This is a genomic window from Pandoraea terrigena (genome assembly GCF_902459705.1).
Classification (GTDB): domain Bacteria; phylum Pseudomonadota; class Gammaproteobacteria; order Burkholderiales; family Burkholderiaceae; genus Pandoraea; species Pandoraea terrigena.
This window is the reverse complement of the sequence record NZ_CABPRU010000016.1, coordinates 16,086-40,817: the sequence shown is the minus strand read 5'-3', so window position 1 is coordinate 40,817 and position 24,732 is coordinate 16,086. Positions and strand designations below refer to the sequence as shown.

Below are 24,732 nucleotides of genomic sequence, written 5' to 3'. Positions count from 1 at the left end.
GGGGCAATGCGAGGAAGCCATGAAGGATGAGCCGATCATGTCAGCCATGTCCGTTTCCGTATCGTTGCGTCCGTCGACGACGGCTGCGTCGTCCACGTCATCGCCCTCGCCCTCACCCGGGCGCGGCGTGCCCGAGCGCGTGGCCGACGTGAGCGCACCGGTACCGTCTCCCAAGCGCTCGCTCGGCGCGCGGCTGGGCCAGTGGTTCGGTCGCGGCGCGGGCAAGTCGGGCGGGCCCGGCGGCGGGCCGAAGGATGGCAAAGATGGCAAAGGGGACGGCAAGGTCGCGCCGGCCCCCCTGTCGCCGCGTGCGCAGAGCGCGCTGCGGCGGCAGTTGACGCAGTGCCTGTCGGCGCGTCTGACGGACTCCGCCGCCAACGACGCCGCGCGCGACTTCATGACGCGCTACGCGGCGGCGTCGCCCGACCTGCAACGGGCATGGCTCGCTGTCGTCGCCGATATCTGTGCGAGCGATGGCAATTCGGGCGCCGAGGCAGGCAAGGACGGCGACGGTGCCAGTGCCAAGCGCGCGGCCAGCGGGTTGGCGGGGGCGCTGGGCAGTGCGCGTGTGCGCTTTCTCAAGCGCTTCAACGCGCTGCCCGACGGCCTGCCGTTTCTCGTGCGCTGGCGCGCGGACATGCTGGAACACCGGGCGGCGTTGCCCGGACTGGCAGCCCTCGAGGAGGATCTTGGCAGTCTCTTTTCGACATGGTTCGACGTCGGCCTGCTGGAGTTGCATCCGATCACGTGGGATTCGCCGGCGTCGCTGCTCGAAAAGCTCATGCGCTACGAAGCGGTGCACGAGATTTCGTCGTGGGCCGACCTGCGCAACCGGCTCGATTCGGACCGTCGGTGCTACGCGTTCTTCCATCCGCGCATGCCGCGCGAGCCGCTGATCTTCGTCGAAGTGGCGTTCGTGCCGGAGATGGCGGCCGACGTGCATTCGCTGCTCGACGAGAAGGCCCCGCTCGAAGACCTGCGTCGCGTGCGCTGGGCCATCTTCTATTCGATCTCGAACACGCAGCCCGGACTGCGCGGCGTGAGCTTCGGCAACTTCCTGCTCAAACGAGTGATCGACGAGTTGCAAGTCGATTTTCCGAAGCTGCGCAATTTTGCGACACTCTCGCCGATCCCGGGTTTCAACGACTGGCTCAAGTCACTGTCGGCGCAGGCGCTTGCGCAAGTGCTCGGCCCGAAGCGGGCGAAGCTGCTGGCGCAGGAGGCATCGCTGGCCCCCGATGTCTCGGGGGCGCAGATGATGGCGTGGTTGCAGGCGGGCGCCGAGCGCAAGGCCGTGCAGGCGTTGCAGCGCAGCCTTGGCGAAGCACTGGCCGCGCACTACCTGGCGCGCGAAACCGCGCGCGGACAGCCGCGCGATCCAGTCGCCCGGTTCCATCTGGGCAACGGCGCGCGCGTGGAGCGCATCAACTGGCATGCCGATCTCTCCAGGAAGGGCGCGAAGCAGTCGTGCGGGATGATGGTCAATTATCTCTACGAACCCGACGAACTCGACGCCAATCTGCAGCGCCTTCTCGATGGCGAACCGGCCCTCGGGCGCGCGGTGGCGCGCCTGGTCTGAACCTGACCATGACGACGCCTCGGTATGCAAACCCCTATCCACGCCTATCAACCCCAGGGAGGGACGCGTGAGTGAAGTTCTGCGCGATGACCGTTCGCTAGACGACGGGTGGGTCACACTGACGCTGTCGAATCCCGGCAAGCTCAACGCGATTTCGGTCGCCATGTGGCGCGCTCTGCGCGCGCATCTGCAAGCGCTCGACGAGGACACGCGCGTGCGCGCCATTGTCATTCGCGGGGCACAAGGCCACTTCGCGGCGGGGGCCGATATCGAGGAGTTTCCGATCGAGCGCGGCAGCTACGACGCGCTGCGTCGCTATCACGGCGAGATCATCGGGCCGACGCTCGACGCGCTGGCGCGTTGTCGGCATCCGAGCGTCGCGCTGATCGAGGGGGTGTGCGTGGGCGGCGGCCTGGAGATCGCGGCGCATTGCGACCTGCGCATTGCCGGTGAGGGCGCTCGCTTCGGTGTGCCGATCAACAAGCTTGGTTTCCCGATGGCGCCAGGCGAACTGCGCGGCGTGCTCGCCTTGGCGGGACGCGCGGCAACGCTCGAAATCCTGCTGGAGGGTCGCGTCTTTGGCGCGGCGGAGGCGCGCGAGAAGGGACTGCTCACGCGCGTGGTCGCCGACGACGCGGTGCAAGAAGAGGGCTACGCGTGCGCGCGACGTCTCGCTGCCGGGGCGCCGCTCGCTGCACAACTGAACAAGTGGCTGATCGCCCGGCTGGCACCGGCCGTGCCGCCGTTGTCCGAGGCCGAATGGCAAAATGCGTTCTCGTACTGGGACTCGCACGATCACCGTGAAGGGGTGGCGGCATTCCTCGAGAAGCGGCCGCCTGACTTCCGGGGGCGCTGAGCGACGCCGCGCGCCTGCCTGGCCTGCTTGATCTTATTCAGTCGACGCATCCACTGTTTCAAATTCCATACTGTTCATGACGCAAGACACCAACCTCTACCGACTTTTTGCCGAGCGCTTTCCCGCCGATAAAGCGGCGTGCGCGATCGAGACCCTCGAAGGACACTATTACAGTTGGGACGACATCGAGCACGCGAGCGCGCGCATGGCGAACCTGCTCGCGAGCCTCGACCTGACGCCGGGCGCACGCGTTGCCGTGCAGGTCGAGAAGTCGCCTGAAGCGCTGTTGCTTTATCTCGCCACCTTGCGCGCGGGGTTCGTCTATCTGCCGCTCAATACCGCCTACCGCGAGGGCGAGATCGCGTACTTCGTCGAGAACGCCGCGCCGGATGTGGTGGTGTGCAGTCCGGCGAACTTCGGCTGGGTCTCGAAGATTGCGTTCACGAACGGCGCGAAGCATGTCTATACCCTGGGCGATGACCGTACCGGCTCGCTGCTGGAGCGCGCGGCGTGGTTCGACGACACTTTCGAGACGGTGCCGCGTGCACCTGACGATCTCGCCGCCATTCTGTACACCTCGGGCACGACGGGTCGCAGCAAGGGCGCCATGCTCTCGCACGGCAACCTCGCGAGCAACGCGCGTGTGCTGCACGAATTCTGGGGCTGGGGCGAGCGCGAGGGGGGCGACGTGCTGCTGCACGCGCTGCCGATTTTCCACGTGCACGGGCTGTTCGTCGCGAGCCATGCGGCGCTGTATTCCGGCAGCAAGATGATCTGGATGGCGAAGTTCGATGCCCGCGACGTGCTGCACCAGCTTCCGCGTGCGACGGTGTTCATGGGCGTGCCGACGTATTACGTCCGGCTGCTGGCGGAGCCGGGGCTCGAGCGCGAGGTGTGTCGCAACATGCGCCTGTTCATCTCGGGCTCGGCGCCGCTGCTGAGCGAGACGTTCGAGGCTTTCCGCGAGCGTACCGGCCATACGATCCTGGAGCGTTACGGCATGTCCGAGACGGTGATGCTCATCTCGAACCCGTATCACGGCGACGCGGCGAGCATGCGCCGCGCGGGCACGGTTGGCGTGCCGCTGCCGGAGGTGACGGTCCGCGTGGTCGATGATGACGCGCAGCCAAGCCGGCCCGGCGAGATCGGCCACATCCAGGTCAAGGGGCCGAACGTGTTTGCCGGCTACTGGCGCATGCCGGAGAAGACCGCCGAAGAGTTCACCGACGACGGCTTCTTCAAGACGGGCGACGTCGGCAAGTTCGATGAGCACGGCTATGTGCACATCGTCGGCCGCTCGAAGGATCTCATCATCTCGGGCGGCTACAACGTCTATCCGAAGGAGATCGAAGGTTTTATCGACGAGATGGACGGCGTGGCCGAGTCGGCCGTGATTGGCGTGCCGCACCCGGATTTCGGCGAGGCGGTGGTGGCCGTCATCGTGCCGCGCGCCGGGGCACAGGCCCCCGACGAGCGCACCGTCATCGACGCGCTCAAGCAACGCATCGCCAATTTCAAAGTCCCCAAGCGCGTGCATCTAGTCGCCGAATTGCCGCGCAACACGATGGGCAAGGTGCAGAAGAACCTGTTGCGTGAGCGCTTCAAGTAAGCGCCTTGCGGCATGACTTTCCCGTCCAGCGCGACGGGGGCAGTTCAGAATGGGGCGGCATTTTCATTGGGCCGGGGACCGGCGTGAGACCCGCGCCCCGGGCGGTGCGGCTTACTTCATCTGCACGGTGCCCGAGACCGTCACGGTCACTTGCGTTTTGCCACCTTCGAGCTGCATTGGCGGCGCGGCGTCGGCGGCGGCGCTCATGGTCATCGCCTTCATCGCATACGGACGCGGCATCATCGGCGCATTCGCGCCAACCTGCACCTGGCGGATCGTGTAGCTGCTGTAGCCGAAGGCCTTTGTGTTGCTCTGCGCCTGATCGCGGAACGCCTGGATGGCCTGCTGTGTCAGCTCGGCCTGCGTCTTTTCCTGCGCTTCACGCGAGAGCGAGAACGACACACCGTCCATCTGCATCTGGTTCGAGATCTGGCTCGCGAGGCGCGATGCGGCCCCAAAGTCCTTCGACGTCATTTGCAGTTCGGTGCGGCCTCGCCACGCGGTGATCTTGCCGTCGCGGTTGGTCGTCGGATAGAGCGAGACGCTGCCGGTCTGCACCTGCACGGCATTCTGGCCCTTGGCCACGGACATCGCGCTGTTGGCCTTTTGCGTGAGGTTGCGCGACACGGTCGCGGCATCCGCGCCTTGCTCCTGCGCGGACATCGTGATGTGCACGGTGTCCTGCTCGACTTCCTTCGTGGCGTGGGCTTCGAGGCCCAGCACACCCGAGACCTGGCGGTTGGCATCGTCACCCGGCTGGGCGTAGGCGGCATTGGCGGCGGTGGCGATCAGCAGCGCCGCGGCGAGGGATTTGCGCATCGTGTTGTCCTTTTTCGAGTGTGTGTTCGCCTGTGCGCGGCGAACGTTTTGACCGGTCGCCCGCACGGCCTTCGCGACATGTCGCCCGCGAAATGGCGGAACGGCATGCCCCAACGGGGGACAGCCTATGCGCGTGTCGGCAACCTGATACTGACGCGATCGCAACAAGGTTGGTTCCCCCGGCACCTTCAGGCCTCAACTAAATGCTGGGTGATGAACTTCCAGTGTTTGGGCGACACGGGGGTGATCGAGAGACGGTTGCCGCGTGCGAGGACCTGCATGCCGTCCAGTTCGGCCATCTGGCGCATTTCCGTGAGCGGCACGAGACGCGTCTTGCGATCCAGCTTGACGTCGACCAGCAGCCAGCGCGGCGATTCAGGCGTTGACTTGGGATCGAAATAGGGACTCTTGGGGTCGAACTGGGTAGGATCGGGATAGGGCGTCGACGCCACCGTCGCGAGTCCGGCGATACCCGGCACCGCACAGCTCGAATGATAGAAGAGCACGCCATCGCCCTCGTGCATCTCGTCGCGCATGAAGTTTCGCGCCTGGTAGTTGCGCACGCCGGTCCATGCCAGGGTCTGGTGCTTCGCGCTGGCGAGATCGTCGATGCTCGCCTCCTCGGGTTCGGATTTCATCAACCAGTAACGTTGTGTCATGCCGTTCTAGCGTCAAAATTAATGTAATGGGGGCAAACATCGCTCAAATTATCCGGAATTCGATGCATTTGTAACGGAAGTTTGCCGTGCTGTGAGTGTTGGCCAAATCCTATACTATGCATTTGTGATCGTCGTGTGGCGTTTGATGTGAATGGCTGGACGCGTCGCCTGTCCGATACCGCAGGGTGCGGCGCGGCACGGGCTCGTCAATCCGCCATTCACACCGGTCGCGCGTCCGTGCCTGAGCGATGCATGTTCAACCCCCCCTATGCCGATAGGAGAGTGTGTCATGGCAGCAGAGCCGTCTGTTCGAACCAATGCGTTCATCTTCTATTCCCTTGCCACGGTGTCGTTCATCGAGACCAGCGTGCCGGAGTTCGTCTCCACGCTCAACCAGATGTATGGCGACGATGATGAGATGAGAACGTGGCTGCGCGATACCTGGCTGCCCGAGGAGGTCGAGCACGGGCGTCTTGCCAAGGACTACATCGCGCGCGTGTGGCCCGAATTCGACTGGGCGCCGGCTTATGACGCCTTTCTGGCACGCTACAAGCCGCGCTGCGACGTGCAGTACATGCGGCCGTCACTGGCGCTCGAGGCGCTCTCACGCTGCGTCACCGAGACGCAAACGGCCATGATCTATCGCTGCCTGGAATCCTATATGCCGGTCGAGGAACTCAAGCAGATGATGCACAAGCTGAGCAACGAGGAGGTCGGCCACTATCGCTATTTCCGCAGGACGTTCGACCGGTACAACGCGGTGGAGCGGCGCGGGGTGATCCGGCGGTTGAGGACCATGGTGGCGCGCAGTGAACTGGTGCGCGACGAGGACATTGCCTTCGCGTTCGAGCCGCTCAATCGATTCTGGCGAACCCCGCCGCCGTTCGAGACGATGACCTGGGGCGCGTTCCTCGCCATGTCGGGGGATGTCATGAAACAGTACATGCCTGTCGAGGCGGCCACGCGCATGATGTTCAAACCGCTGGAAACTGGATCGTGGTGGCGTGACCGCCCGGTCAAGGCGCTGTTGACCTTCATGGTGAGGCGACAATATCCGCAACTGGGCAGCGAGGCCTGACGTTACCCGTCGCCAGGGCAGGGCGGCGGATTCGGTCGCGGCAGGCGAAAAAAAACCCCGCCAAGGCGGGGTTTTCGTAGTCGGTGAACCTTATTACTTGTTCGTGCCGACGACTTCGACTTCCACGCGGCGATCCGGTGCCAGGCACTTGATCAGCTGACCGCGGTTCTTCTGGTTGCAACCGGTCGTGACCGGGTTGCGCTTGCCCTTGCCTTCCGTGTAGACACGGTTGGCTTCGACGCCCTTGCTGACCAGGTAGGCCTTCACAGCTTGAGCGCGACGCAGCGACAGACGGTCGTTGTACTTGTCCGAACCGATACGGTCGGTGTAGCCCGTGGCAACCACGACTTCCAGGTTCAGTGCTCGAACCTTGCCAGCCAGGTCGTCCAGCTTGGCCTTGCCTTCCGGCTTCAGGATGGCCTTGTCGAAATCGAACAGGGCGTCGGCTTGGTACGTCACCTTCTGCGAGACCGGAGCTGCCGGAACCGGAGCCGGTGCCGGAGCCGGTGCCTGGGCGATGATCGAGCCGTCGCACTTGGCATTGGCCGTGGCCGGGGTCCAGTAGGCATCGCGCCAGCACAGTTCATCCGAGCCGTTCTTCCAAACCCACTCGCCGCTGCCGTTAACCCAGTTGTCGTTGACAGCTTGTTTCGAGGCCGCGATCGGACCCGGAGCGGTCTGGACATAATTTTGAGCCATAGCCGAAGCAGCCATCACTGCGGTAGCTGCAACGATCGCGAGCTTAGCGAATTTATTCATATTTCTCCTCTCGAAATGAGATTACCGCAGGGTTACTGCGAGCCTAGACGACGGTACCAAAGTCTTACATCGCTCGAAGTATAACATCGGCAATTGCGCCAAAGCATGACCCATGCACTTCGAATAATGTCTAACTTATGCCACGGCATTTTGCCATAGCGCTTCCGCCACCCGCGAGCAAAACCCCAAGTTTGCCGCCCGTCGTGGCGCAGTTGTGGTTTGAGCGCAACACCTTTTGAGGCCCCTCGCCAACCGTCTCATTCGTCGTTGTCGTCTGTCGTTTTGGCATGCCAGACATGTCTAGTGCGTTGCATCACGCTCGTTTCGGATGCCAATGACGGGCATGTTAGAATCTTATGATCATATCGCCGGCAGCCGCCTATCGCGATTAGGGTTTGATAGACACGAATAATGGATCAGTTCGCCAAAGAAACTCTCCCGATTTCGCTTGAAGAAGAAATGCGGCGGTCGTATCTCGATTACGCCATGAGTGTGATCGTCGGCCGCGCCTTGCCGGACGTTCGCGACGGCCTGAAGCCGGTTCACCGCCGTGCGCTGTTCGCCATGCACGAGTTGAATAACGACTGGAACCGGGCATACAAGAAATCGGCACGTATCGTCGGTGACGTCATCGGTAAGTACCACCCGCACGGCGACGCCTCTGTATACGACACCATCGTCCGTATGGCGCAGCCGTTTTCGCTGCGCTATATGTTGGTCGACGGGCAGGGGAACTTCGGCTCGGTCGACGGCGACAACGCCGCTGCCATGCGGTACACCGAAGTGCGCATGGCCAAGATCGGCCACGAGCTGCTCGCGGACATCGACAAGGAAACCGTCGACTTCGGTCCGAACTACGACGGCAGCGAGAAAGAGCCGCTGATCCTGCCGGCCCGCATCCCGAACCTGCTGCTCAACGGTTCGTCGGGGATTGCCGTCGGCATGGCCACGAACATCCCGCCTCACAATCTCAATGAAGTCGTCGAAGGCTGTCTGCATGTGCTCAAGCACCCGGATGCCACCATCGACGAACTGATCGAGATCATCCCGGCCCCGGACTTCCCGACGGCTGGCATCATCTATGGCATTTCCGGCGTGCGCGAAGGCTATCGCACCGGCCGCGGCCGCGTGGTGATGCGAGCGAAGACTCACTTCGAAGACATCGATCGGGGCCAGCGCGTGGCGATCATCGTCGACGAGCTGCCGTACCAGGTGAACAAGCGCTCACTGCTCGAGCGTATTGCGGAACTGGTCAACGAGAAGCGTCTGGAAGGGATTTCCGACATTCGCGATGAATCCGACAAGAGCGGCATGCGCGTCGTGATCGAACTCAAGCGCGGCGAAGTGCCCGAGGTTGTACTCAACAATCTCTATAAGCACACCCAACTGCAGGACACGTTCGGCATGAACATGGTGGCGCTGGTCGACGGCCAGCCCAAACTGCTGAACCTGCGCGAAATGCTGGTGCACTTCCTGGCGCATCGCCGCGAAGTGATTACTCGCCGCACGGTCTATGAACTGCGTCGCGCCCGTGAGCGTGGCCATGTGCTTGAAGGCCTGGCGGTAGCGCTCGCCAACATCGACGACTTCATCGCGATCATCAAGGCAGCGCCGACGCCGCCGATCGCGAAGGCCGCGTTGATGGAAAAGGCGTGGGATTCCTCGGTCGTGCGCGACATGCTCTCGCGTGCCGAGAGCGATACGCAAGGCGGCTATGCGGCGTACCGTCCGGAAGGGCTCGACGCCGACGTGGGCATGCAGGCCGATGGGCGCTACCGTCTGTCGGAGACGCAGGCACAGGAAATCCTGCAGATGCGTCTGCAGCGCCTGACCGGTCTGGAACAGGACAAGATCGTCTCGGAGTACAAGGACGTGATGGCGCAGATCGCCGACCTGCTCGACATTCTGGCGCGTCCGGCCCGCGTGACGGCGATCATCAGCGACGAACTGACGGCCGTGCGCGCCGAGTTTGGCGACGAGCGTCGTTCGACCATCGAACACAACGCCACCGAACTCGACACGGAAGACCTGATCACGCCGCAGGACATGGTGGTCACGCTGTCGCACTCGGGGTACATCAAGTCGATGCCGTTATCCGAGTATCGTGCGCAGAAGCGCGGCGGGCGTGGCAAGCAGGCTGCGGCGACCAAGGACGACGACTGGATCGACACGCTGTTCATCGCCAATACGCACGACACGATCCTTTGCTTCTCGAACCGCGGCCGTGTGTACTGGATCAAGGTTTATGAAGTGCCGCAGGGGTCGCGGAACGCGCGCGGACGTCCGATCGTCAATATGTTCCCGCTGCAGGACGGCGAGAAGATCAACGTCGTGCTGCCGGTCAAGGAGTACACGGAAGATCGCTTCGTGTTCATGGCAACGAGCCTGGGCACGGTCAAGAAGACGCCGCTGGCGGCCTTCAGCCGTCCGCTCAAGAAGGGCATCATCGCGGTGAATCTCGATGACGGCGACGTGCTGATCGGCGCGGCCATCACCGACGGCGCGCACGATGTCATGTTGTTCTCGGATGCCGGCAAGGCGGTGCGTTTCGACGAGAACGATGTGCGTCCGATGGGCCGTGAAGCGCGGGGTGTGCGCGGCATGCAGCTTGAAGACGGCCAGACGGTCATCGCGCTGCTGGTGGCCGAGAATGAGCAACAGTCGGTGCTTACGGCGACCGAGAACGGCTACGGCAAACGCACGTCGATCACTGAATATACGCGCCACGGCCGTGGCACTAAGGGTATGATTGCGATCCAGACGAGCGAGCGCAACGGCCGGGTGGTCGCGGCGACGCTGGTCGAGCCGGATGACGAGATCATGCTGATCACGACCGGCGGGGTACTGATCCGTACGCGCGTGTCGGAAATTCGCGAAATGGGCCGGGCCACGCAGGGGGTGACACTGATCAGCCTGGACGAAGGCACGACGCTTTCGGGCCTGCAACGCATCGTCGAGACCGATGTCGAAATCGCTGAGAATGGCGGTGACGCGCCGGATGGCGGCGAGACGCCAGAAGCGGATGTCACGGCGTCATGACTGGCGTAACTCGATGTAAGCGGCCGGTGCATTGCCCCAAAAAGTCAGTAGAATCTGGCTCGATGCAGTGAAGTGCCCAGGCGAGGATGCATCTATTTATCGCCGGACAAAGCCGGCGAACTTTGGAGTGACTATTACTATGCAACATAACGTCAAGAAGTGGATGTGGCTGCTGCTCGCAGCGCCGGCAATGGCGATGGCTCAACAGAGCGCCCCGATCGACGCCGACAAGAAGGCCGCCATCAAGGACCTGCTCGACGCCATTGACGCGAACAAGCTCGTCGCCGCCATCGGTGACGGCGCCCAGGCGCAAGCCAAGCAATTGGCCCCGCAAGTGCTCTCGCGTCAACTGGAAGCGAACAAGACGTTGAGCAATGCGCAGAAGCAGGCCATCGTGCCGACGCTGCAAGACCACTCCGTGCCGAAGCTCGTCGAAGGCGCCGGCAAGGTCTTCGTTTCCGACGCGTTCAAGAACGATGCTGTCCAAGCCCAATATGCGGCTTACGGCAAGTACTACACCACCGACGAAATCAAGGGTCTGACGGCGTTCTACAAGAGCGCGGTCGGCCAGAAGTACATCAAGGTGCAGGATCAGGTCGGCCAGGAAGTCGTTGGCGGCTTGATGCAGAAGTACATGCCGCAAGCGATCGACGCGACCAGCAAGCAGGCCGACGCCGAGATCGCCACCGCTGCCAAATCGGCACCGAAGGCACCGGCCAAGAAGTAAATTTCGGCCGGTTCTGCCGAGATTGACCGATAATGGCCGTTTGCGAGTGATCGCAAACGGCCATTTTGCATGGATGGCGTAAATCGGCAGCTTCCGCTCGGAATTTTCCGGTAAAGCCTTCATCCTGCGGCGGAATTGCGGTGGACCCCCGTACGTGGGGGGGCAACTGGCGGTATAGTGGGTCTTTGCTGTCGCCGCGCAACCGAATTCATCGCCAGATGTGAAACGCAAGCCGCACGGGTCCCTGTCCGCCGGCTTGCGTTTCACTTTTAATGCGGCAAAACGATTATGACGCGCGCTTTCAATTTTTCCGCCGGTCCGGCGGCGCTGCCTGCCGAGGTGCTCGCACAGGCTGCCGAGGAAATGCTCGACTGGCACGGGGCCGGCATGGGCGTGATGGAGATGAGCCATCGCGGTCGCGAGTTCATGAGTATTCTGGCGCAGGCGCAGGCCGACCTGCGTGAGCTGCTTGCCGTGCCGGACAACTACCGCATCCTGTTCATGCAGGGCGGCGCGCTTGCCGAGAACGCGCTCATCCCGATGAACCTGCTGGGCGGCGAGCGGGCGGGAGAGCGTCGGACCGCGGACTACGTCGTTACCGGCTCGTGGTCGGTGAAGTCGCAAAAGGAGGCGCGCAAGTATTGCGACGTCAATATCGCCGCGAGCACCGAAGCCGACCGGTTCACCCGATTGCCGACGCTGGACGAGTGGCGGATGTCGAAGGATCCGGCTTACGTGCATATCTGCACGAACGAGACCATTCACGGCGTCGAGTACTTCTGGACGCCCGATCTGGGCGCCGTCGGCCTGCCGAATGTGCCGCTCGTGGCGGACGTCTCGTCGCACATCCTTTCGCGTCCGATGGATGTGTCGAAGTTCGGCGTGATGTATGGCGGTGCGCAGAAGAATATCGGTCCGTCGGGGCTGACGGTGGTCATCGTGCGCGATGACCTGCTCGGCCGCGCGTTGCCGGTCACGCCCAGCGCGTTCGATTGGAAGATCGTCGCCGAGAACGACTCGATGTACAACACGCCGCCGACCTATGCGATCTACATCGCCGGTCTGGTGTTCCAGTGGCTAAAGCGCCAGGGTGGCCTGGCGGCCATGGAGGCGCAGAACAAAGCCAAGGCCGAATGCCTGTATGGCTATCTGGACAGCAGCGGCTTTTACCGCACGCCGGTCGCGAAGGATTGCCGCTCGCGTATGAACGTGCCGTTTTTCCTGCACGACGACGCATTGAATGAGACTTTCCTGGCCGGCGCTCGTGAGCGCGGCCTGCTGCAACTCAAGGGCCACAAGTCCGTGGGCGGCATGCGCGCCTCGATTTACAACGCGATGCCGCTGGCCGGCGTCGAGGCGCTGGTCGACTATCTGCGCGAATTCGAGCGCAGCCACGGCTGACGAAGGCGAACGGCATCGCAATGCCGAGGCGCCCGCCCCTGTCCCACCGTATGAAGACAATACGCTCCATGGAAGACGATCTGAACGCATCGCTGCGCCCCCTGCGGGAGAAAATCGATGACATCGACGCGCAGCTTCTGAAACTGCTCAATCAGCGCGCGGCCATCGCCCTGGAAGTCGGCGAGGTCAAGAAGCGTTTCGGCGCGCCGGTGTTTCGGCCCGAGCGCGAGTTGCAGGTGATTTCGCGCCTGCAACAAACCAACGATGGCCCGCTGTATGGTGACAACCTGGCGTCGATCTGGCGCGAGATCATGTCGGCCAGCCGCGCGCTGGAGAAGGTCATGACCGTCGCCTACCTGGGGCCGGCCGGCACCTATAGCGAACAAGCGGCATTCACCTACTTCGGTCAAAGTGTGAAGGGCTTGCCGTGCCCGTCGCTCGACGAGGTGTTCCGCGCGGTCGAGGCCGGCAGCGCGGACTTTGGTGTCGTGCCGGTGGAAAATTCGACCGAAGGCGTCGTATCGCGCACGCTGGATCTCCTGCTGCAGAGTCCGTTGACCATCAGCGGCGAAGTGGCCTTGCCGATTCATCACAATCTGATGTCGCTGACGGGCACGCTCGATGGTGTGACGCGTATCTGCTCGCATGCGCAGTCGCTCGCCCAATGCCAGCACTGGCTCACGGCGCACTTCCCGCGGCTGGAGCGCCAGGCGGTGTCGAGCAATGCCGAGGCGGCGCGCATGGCCGCGGCCGACCCGACCATTGCCGCGATTGCCGGCGAGTCCGCCGCGACCCAGTACGGACTGCAAGTCGCCTACGCGCATGTACAGGACGATCCGCACAACCGTACGCGTTTCGTCGTCGTCGGCACGCAGGACCCGGCGCCGAGCGGCCACGATCAGACGTCGCTGATTCTCTCGGTGCCGAATCGCGCGGGCGCCGTGGTGGCGCTGCTCGAACCGCTCGCGAACAATGGTGTGTCGATGACACGTTTCGAATCGCGTCCGGCCAAGAGCGGTGCGTGGGAGTACTACTTCTACGTCGATTTCGAAGGCCATCGCGACGACCTCAATGTCGCCAAGGCGCTGGATGCGCTTCGCCAGAACGCGGCCTATTGCAAGGTGCTCGGGTCATACCCGCGCTCCGCATAACGCGGTGGTGGGCGATACACCATGAGTCTGAACAAACTCGTCATCTGCGGCGTTGGCCTGATTGGCGGCTCGCTCTCGCGCGCGCTCAAGGCGGCGGGCGCCGTGAAGGAAGTCGTGGGCGTCGGGCGCAGCGAGGCGTCGCTGGCGCGGGCGTGCGAACTTGGCGTGATCGACCGCGCGGCCGTGTCGATGGCCGAGGCTGTGGCCGGTGCCGATATCGTCGTGCTTGCCGCGCCGGTGGCGCAAACGCCCGCGTTGCTTGCCGCGATGCGTCCGTTTCTTGGCGGCGATACGATCGTGACCGACGCGGGCAGTACCAAGACGGATGCCGTGACCGCCGCCAGGGCGGCGCTGGGCGACGACGTCTGGCGCTTCGTGCCGGGGCACCCCATTGCGGGGGCGGAACTGTCCGGTGTGGATGCCGCGAAAGCCGATTTGTATCGCGACCGTCGCGTGGTGCTTTGTCCGCAGGCAAACAATCGCCAAGTGGACGTCGCACGCGTGCGCGCCATGTGGGAGGCGGCGGGCGCACGCGTGTCGGAAATGTCCGAGACGCAGCACGATCGCGTATTCGCGTCGGTGAGCCACCTGCCACACGTGCTGTCATACGCGCTCATTGCGCAGATTCTCGAAGCCCCTGACGCCGCGTCGAAATTCGGTTTCGCGGGCGGTGGTTTTCGCGATTTCACCCGCATCGCCGCCTCCAATCCGGAAATGTGGCGCGACATTTGTGTGGCCAATCGCGAGGCGCTGCTTGCGGAACTCGATGGCTACGTCGCGACGCTCGGTGCGCTGCGTCAATTGATCGACGCCGGTGACGGCGCCGCTCTCGAGGCCGTGTTCGCGCGCACCAGCCAGGCGCGCACGGACTGGGCCAAGCAACAGGAAAAGTAATGGAAACGCTCGATCTCGGACCGTACCGCCACGCCGAAGGCACGCTGCGCCTGCCTGGCTCGAAAAGTATCTCGAACCGCGTACTGCTGCTTGCCGCGCTATCGCACGGCACAACCCGCGTGCGCGACCTGCTGGCGTCGGACGACACGAAGGTCATGCTCGACGCATTGTCGACGCTTGGCGTCAAATGCACACAGGTGGGCGACTCGCGCGATTTCATCGTCGAGGGCTGCGGCGGTGTGTTTCCCGTCAAGACGGCCAAGCTGTTCATGGGCAACGCCGGTACGGCCATTCGCCCGCTGACGGCGGCGCTCTCGCTGAGCCACGGTGACTACGAAGTCTCTGGCGTGGCGCGCATGCACGAACGCCCGATCGGCGATCTGGTCGACGGCTTGCGTCAACTCGGTGCCCATATCGACTACCTCGGTCAGGCCGGCTATCCCCCGCTGCATATCAAGCCGGCCGACGTGGCCGCCCCTTCCTCGCCCATTCGTGTGCGTGGCGACGTGTCGAGCCAGTTCCTCACGGCGTTGCTGCTCACGTTGCCGCTATTGCCGTCGGCGACGGGCGAAATCGTCGTCGAAGTCGAGGGAGCGCTGATTTCCAAGCCGTATATCGACATCACGCTGCGCCTGCTGCGGCGCTTCGGTATCGACGTGCGGCAGGACGGATGGTCACGCTTCACGTTGCCGGCGGCGGATGCCGGCGGTGCGAAGTATCGGAGTCCGGGCGAGATCCGGGTCGAAGGTGATGCATCGTCGGCGTCTTACTTCCTCGCCGCAGGGGCCATCGGTGGGGGGCCGCTGCGCGTGGAAGGCGTCGGCCGCGACAGCATTCAGGGCGACGTGCGTTTCGTGGAAGCGCTCGAGGCGATGGGCGCGCGCGTTACGCTGCTCGATGATGCCATCGAAGTCCATGGCGTCGACACGCCGAGCGGCAAACTGCGGGCGCTCGACATGGATTTCAATCACATTCCCGATGCGGCAATGACGATTGCCGTGGCCGCGCTCTTCGCGGACGGCACGACCACGCTGCGCAATATCGCAAGCTGGCGCGTCAAGGAGACGGATCGCCTGGCCGCCATGGCGATCGAACTCCGCAAGGTGGGGGCGACGGTGGAAGAGGGCGCGGATTATCTGCGCGTCACGCCGCCGGTCGCGCTGACACCGAACGCGGCCATCGACACCTACGACGATCACCGTATGGCGATGTGCTTCTCGCTCGTGAGCCTGGGCGGCGTGCCGGTGAGGATCAACGATCCGAAGTGCGTTGCCAAGACGTTCCCGACCTACTTCGCCGAGTTCGCGCGCGTCGCTTCGTAGCGCGCGCGGGCAGTTTTTTGCTCACGTGCCGTGGCTCCGCGCGGGCGGAACGGACGGTTGGCGAGCCCATCGTTCCCTGATTATCCGGAACCCCCTCGGGGATCGTTCACGCCGCCCGCTCGCTGAGCCGGGGCCTTGGCGCGTGACCGACCGTCTGTTTCGCCCGATCCTTCTCCAGTCAAGATTGACCCACCTGCCGCTCGGCGTGGGGTAGGTGGGCCGGACACACCGCGTCCCGCCTGACGATCGGCCAACCCGCCAACGCGCCCACGCGGTTCAACGCGACTTCGTCGACGCCGGCTCGCACAGACGCTTCCGGCGCGAGCGGGCCGGGTGTCACTTTTTCCAGCCACCTGGCGGCGCATTTGTGCGGATTCTCGCGCAACCTGCGCGTCGCGACCGGCGGAAACCGTGCTGGATCAAGCCATTGCCTGCGTTGGCGTGGCTGGCATGCGACTTGCATGATGTTCTCCAAACAATCGAATAACGATTATCAGGAGACATGCCATGACATTCACCCTTTCCCACATTCGCTGACGGGCCGGGTCTAACCGGCCCGGTCCCCGGCTGTCGTTTTCCGTTCGCTTCCCACGTAGCAGAACCCTGACCACGTGCGTCATTACGGCTGTCGCCGTGCGGCGTGGACAGGTCTTGATGTCAAAACGATCCAGAGGAGATTTCGATGCACACGCGACTGACCCGTAAAACCGCTACCTCGCTGAAAGTGACTGCCGCCGCGATTGCCTGCGCGTTCGCCAGTCTTGGTGCGCAAGCCGCACCTGCGCCCGCACAGCTCAGTATTGGTACGCTCTATGCAAGCACTGGACCGTTCGCGGTGGCTTCCCAGGGGCAATACGAAGGGCTGACGTTCTGGGCCGACACCGTCAACAAGCAGGGCGGGGTGTTCGTCAAGGCATTCGGCAAGAAGATTCCCGTGAAAATCGTCGCGTACGACGACCAGAGTTCCACCTCGACGGCCACCACGCTGTATAACCAGTTGATCACGCAGGACAAGGTCGACATACTCGTGGCCGACTTCGGCTCGGTGCTGACGTCGGTCGCGGTGCCGCTCGCGGCTGAACACCATATGCTGCTGATCGACCCGACCGGCTCGGGCGCGAACTTCTTCACACAAAAGACCGATTACCTCGCCGACGTGAGTATTCCGTCGTCGACGGTGTGGCCGGTTCCGCTGGCAAACTTCCTCCTCAAGCAGAAGATCAAGCGCGTGGCGATCGTCTACGGAGCGAACGATTTCGATGCGTCGCAAGCCGAAACGATGAAAGCAGAACTGGCGAAGGGGGGCGTGACGCCGGTGTTTTATCACAGCGTGCCCACAACGGAATCGAACTACAACGTGCTGCTGCATACGGCGAAGGCGGCCAATCCGCAGGCGTTGCTCGAGTTCGGCTACCCGCCGAACGACATCGCTTTTCTGCGCGCATTGTCGCAAAGCGGCTTGCATTTCGACATGACGTTCACGATCTTCCCGGGGCAACTGCTGAAATTGCTCACGAAGAACGCGGGCGTCGACGCCCTTGCTTACACCTATACGTACCCCACGCCGCCGCTGGTCAAGTACGACAAGGTCACCTACGGGATGAACACGGCACAGTTTTCACAAGCCTTCCAGGCCGCGCAACACAAGGATCCGACTTTCCTCGACTCTGCCGGCTACAACACGGGGATCGTCATGGAGAAGATGCTCGGCGATGCGCCGACGTTTGCGCAAGGCGCCTTCCACCAGGCATTGATGGACATGTCCGGCAAGACGACGACGTTGCTTGGACCGTTCCAGATCAATGCGAACGGAGCACAGCTTGGACAACCGTTCCCGGTGGCCCAGATGGTGCCGGACGGCAACAAGGGTCTGAAGTTTGTCGTCGTGTATCCCGACGACCATGCGACCGGCAAGCCGGTGTATCCGGCGCCGGCGCACTGACCGCCAGCCGCATCGACTGATCAGGAACCGGCCGGCGCCGTCTGATGGCGCCGGCGACGACATCCTCGCTTGCGAAGGGACGAACGTGGAACTTCTTGCTTATGCCGTCGTGGGCGGCATTCTGTACGGTATTTTCTTCGCGCTGGTCGGCCTGGGACTCAACCTCGTGTTCGGCGTGATGCGAATCATCAATCTCGCCCACGGGCAGTTCATCGTGCTGGGCAGCTATGCCGCATGGTTGGTCTCGCATCATTTCGGCCTGAATCCCTTATGGGCGATTCCGGTTTCGGTGGCCGGGGCAACGATCATCGGATGGCCCATGTATCGGGCCGTCGTGCCGCGACTGCAGCGCAGCGACGACCCGGAAATGCTGTCGTTCATCCTGTTCTTCGGCATTGGCCAGATGCTCGAGGCGTTGACGGTGCTGCTGTTCGGCGCCGACCAACGCTCGCTGCCCGACGATGCCCTCGGCAGTGGCAGTCTGGGCGTGTTTGGCCAGCAGTTTCCCGATAGCTGGTGGTGGGCCGCCGGCATCAGCGTGGCGGCGCTGGTCGTGCTGTGGCTGTACTTCTCGCGCACTCGGTTCGGTTACGCGACCCGTGCGGTGATGGCCAATCGCGACGAGGCCGTTGCCACCGGTATCGACGTGCGCCGCGTGTCGACGATCGCGTTCGTCGCAGGCCTCGCGCTCGCGGGTATTGCGGGCGTGTTCGTGCCGTATCTTCTCGGCTCGGTGTCGCCCGATCTGGGCGACAACCTCACCACGACCGCTTTCGCGATCGTGGTCATCGGTTCGCTCGGCAATCCGCTCGGCACGATCGCCGGCGGGCTCGTGTTCGGCCTCGGCACGATGCTGATGCAAACCTATTATTCGTCGTGGTCGAACGTAGTGCCGTATGTACTGCTGTTGATCATTGTGCTCATTCGTCCCTCGGGCTTGCTCGGAAAGGCGGTGCGTCTTGCTTGATCCCACTCTGAACGCTACCGGACTGGCGGCGCCGCGGCGCTTGCGGGCACCGGCCATCTTGCTCGCCGTCGTTGCCGCGATCTTCCTCGTGGCCCCTCATCTGTATGGCAACCAGTCGCTGCTGTTCACGATCATGACGTTTATCGTGCTGGCACAGGGACTCAACCTGCTGTACGGCTTCACTGGCTATTTGCCATTCGGCTATGTAGGATTTTTCGGCAGCGGTGCCTATGCAACGTCGCTGCTCGTCATGCATACGCACTTGCCCGTACTCGTGTGCGTCGCCGGGGGTGGCCTCGCGGCCGCACTGCTCGGACTGGTGCTTGGGCCGCTGCTGCGCCTCTCGGGCGCGTACTTCTCGATAGCGAATCTGGCCGCATCGCAAATCATCTACTTCGTCGTGTCGAACCCGAACCTGTCCGACATCACCGGCGGCCCCTACGGGCTCAAGATCGAGCAAGTCTACAATCCGGACGCGAGCTACGCCTGCATGCTTGGCGTGCTGCTCATCGCGTGTGCGCTTGCGGCGTACTTCCGGACATCGGGCTTCGGCATGGCGTTACGCGCCGTCAAGCAGGATCCGGTGAGCGCAGCGATGGCGGGCGTCAACGTCGTGCAGGCGCGTCTGGTCGCATGGCTGGTTTCGGCGCTGATCGCCGGACTCGCGGGCGGCACTTACGCATGGGGTATCTCGGTGTTCTATCCGGACGCGGTGTTCACGTTGCAGTTCTCGGTGTTCGCCATTGTGTTCGCGCTGTTCGGCGGTGTCGGCACGGTCATCGGGCCAATCGTCGGCGCGGCCGTGCTCTACGTCCTGTATGCGGCGATCGGCATCTCGACGCCGCAGTACTTCCAGTTCATCTATGGCGGTCTCATTGTGCTGCTCGTGCTGTTTCTGCCGGGTGGCCTCCTGTCGCTGCTGCAACGTCGGGGTATCCATGTCTTCTGAATTGTTGCAACTGGTTGGCGTCCACAAGCGCTTCGGCGCCCAGGTCGTGCTCAACGATGTGAACTTTGCTGTGGTACCCGGCGAGATCGTTGGCCTTGTCGGCCCGAACGGATCCGGCAAGACGACGACCATCAACGTGATCTCAGGATTGCTGCAGGCGGACGAGGGTACGATCGATTTCCTCGGGCACACGATTAACCGCTTACCGATGTACAAGCGTGTGCACCTCGGCGTCAATCGCACGTTCCAGGTGCCGAAGGTGTTTCGCGACATGACGGTGCGCGAGAACGTCGAAGTCGCGGCGCGCAGCGTGCGTCTGGACCCGCGCGAGATCGAGCCGATTCTCGATGACATCGGTCTTGCCAGCGTGGCATCGCGTATGGCGGGATCGCTGACCGTGAATCAGCAGAAGCTCCTCGATCTCGGACGGGCGCTTGCCACGCGGCCGAAGCTGCTGCTCGTCGACGAGATTGGCGCGGGGCTCAACCCCGCCGAATTGGGCGTGATCGCCGAGCTGTTGCAGCGACTGTCGACACGGGGCATTGCGATGATCGTGGTCGAGCACTTGCTCGATTTTCTCAACCGCATCACCGAACGCGTGATCGTGCTCGGCGCCGGGCGCATGCTGTTCGAGGGACCGCTTGCGTCGGCTGCGCGCGACCCCGAGGTGATCGCGGCGTTCATTGGAGCGGCATGATGACGGCATCCCTGGAAATCGAAGGCGTGGAGGCCGGCTATGGCGACATGCAGGTGCTTTGGGGCGTCGATATGCGGGTCGAGCCGGGACAGACCGTGCTGTTGCTCGGCGCGAACAGCGCGGGCAAGACAACGCTGCTGCGCACGCTGATCGGGCTGTTGCCATGCACGGGCGGGCGCATCACGCTCGACGGCGAGCGCATTGACACGCTGCGGCCCGACCAGCGCATTCGGCGCGGCATCGCGTTCATGTCGGAGCTCGGCGTATTTCCGACGCTGTCGATCGACGAGAACATCGCACTCGGCGGCTATTTCATGCCCGAAGCGAGAATTCGCCAGCGCAAGGAAGTATTGTTTGCGCTGTTTCCCGCGCTGGCGGCGAAGCGGCGTGCCGCTGCGGCGAGCCTGTCTGGCGGTCAACGCAAGATGCTCGGCATCGCGAAGGTGCTCATTGCCGAGCCGCGCCTGCTGCTGATGGACGAGCCGTCCTCCGGTCTCGCGCCGGTGTTCGTCAAGCACGTGATCGACGCGCTGCGGACCGCCATTGGCGACGGAACCTCGTTGCTGATCGCCGAGCAGAATATCGCGTTTCTCGATCTCGCCGATCGCGGCTATCTGCTCGATCACGGCAAGGTGCGCGTATCGGGTTCGCGCGCGGAGCTCGAAGCGAGCGACGCCGTGCGCGAGACATACTTCGGGCTATAAGGCTCGTCCCGGCGGCCGCAGCGATCCGCGCCGTTAGAATGATGGCTTCGGAGGAGATGGTGCCATGGGGCGGTGGGCAATAGTCGTTCGGGAACCCTCGGGTCGCGGGCTGGCGGGGTGTCGGTCGTGAAGTTCTTGCGTGCCACGTCGCGTCGCACGCGCGTACTGCTCGCGCTTGTGCTCGCGTTCGTCGTGCTGATGGTGGTGGGGGCGTGGGCGGCCTATCGTTATGCGGAGCGGGTGGAGATCAGCACGCTGCGCGAAACCGCAGCACACCGGCTCGACGGTTACGAGAACGCGCTCACGAGCGAGGTTCGACACTACAGCTATCTGCCGTCGCTCGCGAGCTTGAATACCGACGTGCTTTCGATGTTGCGCCATCCGACCGATCGCGACGTGGTCGCGCGGGTAAACGCTTATCTGCAGACCGTCAACGCCGACGCGGGCTCCAGCGCGTTCTACGTGATGGACAAACAAGGCAACACGCTCGCGTCGAGCAACTGGAACCTGCCGAAGACGTTCGTCGGGTCGAACTTCTCGTTTCGCCCGTACTTTATCGGTGCAATGCGCGACGGCCACGGCCGTTTCTACGGGCTGGGCACCGTGAGCAAGGAGGCCGGCTATTTTCTTGCCGAACGGATCGATGACGACGCGCACCATGTGCTCGGTGTCGTGACGCTCAAGGTCAATCTCGACCGGATCGAATCCGTCTGGCGGCAGGGCGCCGAGCCTGTGTTCGCCGTCGATTCGCATGGCGTGATCATGCTGTCGTCGGTGCCGGGGCTCAAATACCGGACGCTGCGCCCACTGTCGGCGGCCGCACACGCCGAGATCGTTCGCACACATCAGTACGATGCGCCCGGCGCACTCATGCCGGCCGGCGTCACCATCGAGCGCACGCTCGCACCGAACGTGTGGATCGAGTCGGTGGCGCGCGGCAATCCGCTCGCCGCCAGCCTGCCGACGCCACACCCGTTTCCGACCGAGTTCCTGGTCGTTTCCCGTCCGGTGTCGGGCACCGACTGGCATATTGTGGTGTTGTCGAATCTCGCGCCCGCGAGAGCCGTGGCGCGCTCATTGGCGCAATCCGCCGCGCTCGGACTCGCGTTCGTCGCCGTGCTGGCGTTGACCGTGTGGCAGCGGCGGCGCATTGTCGCGCAACGGCTCGCGCTGCGCGAGGCACTGCAGCAGTTGAACGAGGAGCTTGAGCGCAAGGTCGCGCGCCGCACGGCGGCGCTGAGCCGCGCGAACCGCAATCTGGAGCATGAGGTTGCGATGCACAGAGAAACCGAAGCGCAACTCAAGGCCGCATTCGAGGAACTGGTACAGGCGGGCAAGATGGCCGCGCTCGGCCAGATGGCGGCAGGCGTCACGCACGAGCTGAATCAGCCGCTTGCGGCGTTGCGCACACTGTCGGACAACGCGCTGACGTTCCTCGAACGAGGCCGGACGAGTCACGCCGAGTCCAATCTGCGGATGATCGGCGAGTTGACTGAGCGAATGGGCCGGATCACGTCGCAACTGAAACGTTTTGCCCGCAAGGCGCCGACGCAACTGCAGCCGGTCGTTGCCGCAGAGGCCATCAATAACGCGTTGTTTTTGGTCGGGCAGCGGCTGCGCAAGGAAAGCGTCGAACTCACCTTCGATCCGCAATTGGCGAGCGCGCGCGTGCTCGCCGACGCGAATCGGCTCGAACAGGTGCTCGTGAACCTGTTGGCGAATGCGCTCGACGCCATGGCCGATGCCACGGTGCGCCGACTCGTCGTGACGGTCGAGACCGATAGCGATACGACCGTAATTCGCGTGTGCGATACCGGCACGGGGCTTTCCGAGTCTGTGCGCGCGCGGCTCTTCGAACCGTTTTTCACGACGAAGGAGCAGGGCACGGGTCTGGGTCTGGGCCTGGCGATCTCCGACGGCATCGTGCGCGAGTTCAGTGGTTCGCTGAGGGCCGCCGACCGGTCGGAGGGCGGCGCCGAGTTCAGTATTTATCTACGTACCTACAGGGAGGGCAACCCGTGATCCCAGACAGCTTGCGCGTGCTGCTCGTCGAGGACGACGCCGCCGTGAGACTTGGTACCGTCCAGGCGTTGCAGCTCGCCGACATCGAGGTCGACGCGTTTGGGGGTGCCGAGGATGCGCTCGAACACATCGATGGCGATTTCCCGGGCATCGTCGTCAGCGATGTGCGTCTGCCCGGTATGGACGGGCTCGAACTACTCAAACGCGTGAAGGCGATGAGTGCGTCAATGCCGGTCATACTCGTCACCGGCCACGGCGACATCGCGATGGCGGTGCAGGCCATGCGCCTCGGCGCCTACGACTTCGTTGAAAAGCCGTTCGCGTCAGAGCGGATCGTCGAGCTTGCGCGACGTGCGCTCGAGCAACGGCGGCTGACGCTCGAGCTGACGGCGGTGCGCAGGCAGCTCGAGAGCCGCGAGCGTATCGATGCGCGAATCCTCGGGCACTCGCGACCCGTCGAGCGTTTGCGCAAGCTGATCCTCGAACTTGCCAATACCGATGCGAACGTGTTGGTGTTCGGCGAGACCGGCACCGGCAAGGAACTCGTTGCGCGCTGCCTGCACGACTTCGGCCCGCGCCGCGACAAGCCTTTTGCGGCGCTGAACTGCGCGGGCCTTCCCGAATCGCTGTTCGAGAGCGAAGTGTTCGGCCATGAGGCTGGCTCGTTCACAGGGGCGTTGAAACGTCGCATCGGCAAGCTTGAGTATGCGCAGGCCGGGACGCTCTTCCTCGACGAGATCGAGACGATGCAGATGGCGCTTCAGGGGAAGTTCCTGCGTGTGCTTCAGGAGCGCCAGTTCGAGCGGATTGGCTCGAACGAACTGCTGCCGATGCATTGCCGGATCATCGCCGCGACGAAGGCGGACCTGCTCGACCTCGCACGCCAGCAGCGGTTTCGCGACGATCTTTACTACCGGCTCGGCGTGATCGTGCTCGAAATCCCCTCGCTAAGGGAGCGTCGCGAGGATATTCCCCAACTGTTCGAGCACTTCGTGCTTCGGGCGGCGGCGGCGTACGGGCGTCCGGTGCCGGAGATCGGCGCCGAGCGTCTGAATCGGCTGATGGCGCGCCCGTGGCCCGGTAACGTGCGCGAACTGTGCAACGTCGCCGAACGCTATACGCTCGGACTCGGAACCGGAGATCCGGACGACGGCCCCGAGGGGACCCCATGCACGCTTGAAGCGCAGATGAACCTGTTCGAGCGGCGTCTCATCGAGGAGGCATTACGGGCGTCCTCCGGGCGTGCTTCGCTCGCCTGCGAAAAGCTGGGTGTGCCCCGAAAGACCTTGTACGACAAGATGCGGCGCCTCGGTATCGCGTCCGACGATTTCAAATGAACGGGCGCCGGCGAGCAATCGGACCCGGGGGCGGGCCGTTGGCCGGCGTGGGCGCATGGCAGCATTAAGGCAGGTCCTCAGTCGCCAGCCAGGCGCGACGGCTATACTGGTGACGTGAGCGTTGCACGAGGTCGCGTCCGCCGGCCAGGCCGACGCGTGCGGTCAACCGTTGCCGCCACCACCCCATTCAGTTCGACAGCAGGACGACGCGTAGCGGCGTA

At 63.6% G+C, this 24,732-nt stretch carries 20 protein-coding genes; 17 read left to right on the top strand and 3 right to left on the bottom strand.

Going from position 1 to position 24,732, the window contains the following annotated elements; all coding sequences use genetic code 11:
• Positions 1-37 precede the first annotated feature (37 nt).
• From PTE31013_RS22840 to PTE31013_RS22830, 3 genes are all read left to right on the top strand, one after another.
• Positions 38-1,579: a malonyl-CoA decarboxylase domain-containing protein gene (locus PTE31013_RS22840; RefSeq protein ID WP_246174854.1), complete on the top strand. Its 1,542-nt coding sequence runs from the start codon at positions 38-40 to the stop codon at positions 1,577-1,579.
• A 67-nt stretch (positions 1,580-1,646) separates the two neighbouring features.
• Positions 1,647-2,435: an enoyl-CoA hydratase/isomerase family protein gene (locus tag PTE31013_RS22835; RefSeq protein WP_246174849.1), complete on the top strand. Its 789-nt coding sequence runs from the start codon at positions 1,647-1,649 to the stop codon at positions 2,433-2,435.
• Between the two features lie 76 nt (positions 2,436-2,511).
• Positions 2,512-4,044: a malonate--CoA ligase gene (locus tag PTE31013_RS22830; RefSeq protein ID WP_150614935.1), complete on the top strand. Its 1,533-nt coding sequence runs from the start codon at positions 2,512-2,514 to the stop codon at positions 4,042-4,044.
• Positions 4,045-4,155: 111 nt separating this feature from the next.
• Here PTE31013_RS22830 and PTE31013_RS22825 read toward each other — a convergent pair whose 3' ends face one another.
• Both PTE31013_RS22825 and PTE31013_RS22820 read right to left on the bottom strand, forming a co-directional pair.
• Positions 4,156-4,863 carry an SIMPL domain-containing protein gene (locus PTE31013_RS22825; protein WP_150614934.1) on the bottom strand — a complete coding sequence of 236 codons (708 nt, stop codon included), beginning with the start codon at positions 4,861-4,863 and terminating at the stop codon, positions 4,156-4,158.
• A gap of 188 nt (positions 4,864-5,051) precedes the next feature.
• Positions 5,052-5,522: an EVE domain-containing protein gene (locus PTE31013_RS22820; RefSeq protein WP_150614933.1), complete on the bottom strand. Its 471-nt coding sequence runs from the start codon at positions 5,520-5,522 to the stop codon at positions 5,052-5,054.
• 289 nt (positions 5,523-5,811) lie between these two features.
• Here PTE31013_RS22820 and PTE31013_RS22815 point away from each other — a divergent pair, with 289 nt between their 5' ends.
• Complete coding sequence (locus PTE31013_RS22815; RefSeq protein ID WP_150614932.1) at positions 5,812-6,600, top strand: hypothetical protein; 789 nt, start codon at positions 5,812-5,814, stop codon at positions 6,598-6,600.
• 93 nt (positions 6,601-6,693) lie between these two features.
• Here the strand turns inward: PTE31013_RS22815 and ompA are convergent, their stop codons facing one another.
• Positions 6,694-7,359 carry an outer membrane protein OmpA gene (gene ompA / locus PTE31013_RS22810; RefSeq protein WP_150614931.1) on the bottom strand — a complete coding sequence of 222 codons (666 nt, stop codon included), beginning with the start codon at positions 7,357-7,359 and terminating at the stop codon, positions 6,694-6,696.
• A gap of 411 nt (positions 7,360-7,770) precedes the next feature.
• Between ompA and gyrA the strand changes: the two genes are divergently transcribed.
• From gyrA to PTE31013_RS22745, 13 genes are all read left to right on the top strand, one after another.
• On the top strand, positions 7,771-10,398 hold the full coding sequence (gyrA, locus tag PTE31013_RS22805) for a DNA gyrase subunit A (RefSeq protein WP_150614930.1): 2,628 nt from the start codon (positions 7,771-7,773) through the stop codon (positions 10,396-10,398).
• A gap of 139 nt (positions 10,399-10,537) precedes the next feature.
• Entirely contained in the window at positions 10,538-11,125 is a 588-nt protein-coding gene (locus PTE31013_RS22800; protein ID WP_150614929.1) for a DUF2059 domain-containing protein, read from the top strand.
• A gap of 288 nt (positions 11,126-11,413) precedes the next feature.
• A complete protein-coding gene (gene serC, locus PTE31013_RS22795; RefSeq protein ID WP_150614928.1) occupies positions 11,414-12,526 on the top strand; it encodes a 3-phosphoserine/phosphohydroxythreonine transaminase in 1,113 nt (370 codons plus the stop codon).
• A gap of 68 nt (positions 12,527-12,594) precedes the next feature.
• Positions 12,595-13,677 (top strand): prephenate dehydratase, encoded by a 1,083-nt coding sequence (pheA, locus tag PTE31013_RS22790; protein ID WP_150614927.1) that lies wholly within the window; start codon positions 12,595-12,597, stop codon positions 13,675-13,677.
• Between the two features lie 21 nt (positions 13,678-13,698).
• Positions 13,699-14,571, top strand: a complete 873-nt coding sequence (locus tag PTE31013_RS22785) for a prephenate dehydrogenase (RefSeq protein ID WP_150614926.1) — start codon at positions 13,699-13,701, stop codon at positions 14,569-14,571.
• Positions 14,571-15,893, top strand: coding sequence for a 3-phosphoshikimate 1-carboxyvinyltransferase (gene aroA, locus PTE31013_RS22780; protein WP_150614925.1), 1,323 nt, complete (start codon positions 14,571-14,573; stop codon positions 15,891-15,893). Before PTE31013_RS22785 ends, aroA begins: the two co-directional genes overlap by 1 nt.
• Before the next feature lie 682 nt (positions 15,894-16,575).
• Positions 16,576-17,835, top strand: a complete 1,260-nt coding sequence (locus tag PTE31013_RS22775; protein ID WP_150614924.1) for an amino acid ABC transporter substrate-binding protein — start codon at positions 16,576-16,578, stop codon at positions 17,833-17,835.
• An 85-nt stretch (positions 17,836-17,920) separates the two neighbouring features.
• The gene (locus PTE31013_RS22770) at positions 17,921-18,802 is read left to right on the top strand and encodes a branched-chain amino acid ABC transporter permease (protein WP_150614923.1); all 882 of its coding nucleotides are present in this window, start codon (positions 17,921-17,923) and stop codon (positions 18,800-18,802) included.
• The gene (locus PTE31013_RS22765; RefSeq protein WP_246174848.1) at positions 18,795-19,751 is read left to right on the top strand and encodes a branched-chain amino acid ABC transporter permease; all 957 of its coding nucleotides are present in this window, start codon (positions 18,795-18,797) and stop codon (positions 19,749-19,751) included. Before PTE31013_RS22770 ends, PTE31013_RS22765 begins: the two co-directional genes overlap by 8 nt.
• On the top strand, positions 19,741-20,448 hold the full coding sequence (locus PTE31013_RS22760) for an ABC transporter ATP-binding protein (protein WP_150614922.1): 708 nt from the start codon (positions 19,741-19,743) through the stop codon (positions 20,446-20,448). The genes PTE31013_RS22765 and PTE31013_RS22760 overlap by 11 nt, the downstream gene beginning before the upstream one ends.
• Positions 20,445-21,152, top strand: a complete 708-nt coding sequence (locus tag PTE31013_RS22755; protein ID WP_246174846.1) for an ABC transporter ATP-binding protein — start codon at positions 20,445-20,447, stop codon at positions 21,150-21,152. Before PTE31013_RS22760 ends, PTE31013_RS22755 begins: the two co-directional genes overlap by 4 nt.
• Before the next feature lie 126 nt (positions 21,153-21,278).
• Complete coding sequence (locus PTE31013_RS22750; RefSeq protein ID WP_150614921.1) at positions 21,279-23,174, top strand: sensor histidine kinase; 1,896 nt, start codon at positions 21,279-21,281, stop codon at positions 23,172-23,174.
• Complete coding sequence (locus PTE31013_RS22745; RefSeq protein ID WP_217426259.1) at positions 23,174-24,511, top strand: sigma-54-dependent transcriptional regulator; 1,338 nt, start codon at positions 23,174-23,176, stop codon at positions 24,509-24,511. Before PTE31013_RS22750 ends, PTE31013_RS22745 begins: the two co-directional genes overlap by 1 nt.
• Positions 24,512-24,732 lie beyond the last annotated feature (221 nt).

Bases quoted from the DNA above. Each gene is read 5' to 3' on its own strand.
- PTE31013_RS22840 (WP_246174854.1), top strand. From the start codon at position 38: ATGTCAGCCATGTCCGTTTCCGTATCGTTGCGTCCGTCGACGACGGCT.
- PTE31013_RS22830 (WP_150614935.1), top strand. From the start codon at position 2,512: ATGACGCAAGACACCAACCTCTACCGACTTTTTGCCGAGCGCTTTCCC.
- PTE31013_RS22825 (WP_150614934.1), bottom strand. From the start codon at position 4,863: ATGCGCAAATCCCTCGCCGCGGCGCTGCTGATCGCCACCGCCGCCAAT.
- PTE31013_RS22820 (WP_150614933.1), bottom strand. From the start codon at position 5,522: ATGACACAACGTTACTGGTTGATGAAATCCGAACCCGAGGAGGCGAGC.
- PTE31013_RS22815 (WP_150614932.1), top strand. From the start codon at position 5,812: ATGGCAGCAGAGCCGTCTGTTCGAACCAATGCGTTCATCTTCTATTCC.
- ompA (WP_150614931.1), bottom strand. From the start codon at position 7,359: ATGAATAAATTCGCTAAGCTCGCGATCGTTGCAGCTACCGCAGTGATG.
- gyrA (WP_150614930.1), top strand. From the start codon at position 7,771: ATGGATCAGTTCGCCAAAGAAACTCTCCCGATTTCGCTTGAAGAAGAA.
- PTE31013_RS22800 (WP_150614929.1), top strand. From the start codon at position 10,538: ATGCAACATAACGTCAAGAAGTGGATGTGGCTGCTGCTCGCAGCGCCG.
- serC (WP_150614928.1), top strand. From the start codon at position 11,414: ATGACGCGCGCTTTCAATTTTTCCGCCGGTCCGGCGGCGCTGCCTGCC.
- pheA (WP_150614927.1), top strand. From the start codon at position 12,595: ATGGAAGACGATCTGAACGCATCGCTGCGCCCCCTGCGGGAGAAAATC.
- PTE31013_RS22785 (WP_150614926.1), top strand. From the start codon at position 13,699: ATGAGTCTGAACAAACTCGTCATCTGCGGCGTTGGCCTGATTGGCGGC.
- aroA (WP_150614925.1), top strand. From the start codon at position 14,571: ATGGAAACGCTCGATCTCGGACCGTACCGCCACGCCGAAGGCACGCTG.
- PTE31013_RS22775 (WP_150614924.1), top strand. From the start codon at position 16,576: ATGCACACGCGACTGACCCGTAAAACCGCTACCTCGCTGAAAGTGACT.
- PTE31013_RS22760 (WP_150614922.1), top strand. From the start codon at position 19,741: ATGTCTTCTGAATTGTTGCAACTGGTTGGCGTCCACAAGCGCTTCGGC.
- PTE31013_RS22755 (WP_246174846.1), top strand. From the start codon at position 20,445: ATGATGACGGCATCCCTGGAAATCGAAGGCGTGGAGGCCGGCTATGGC.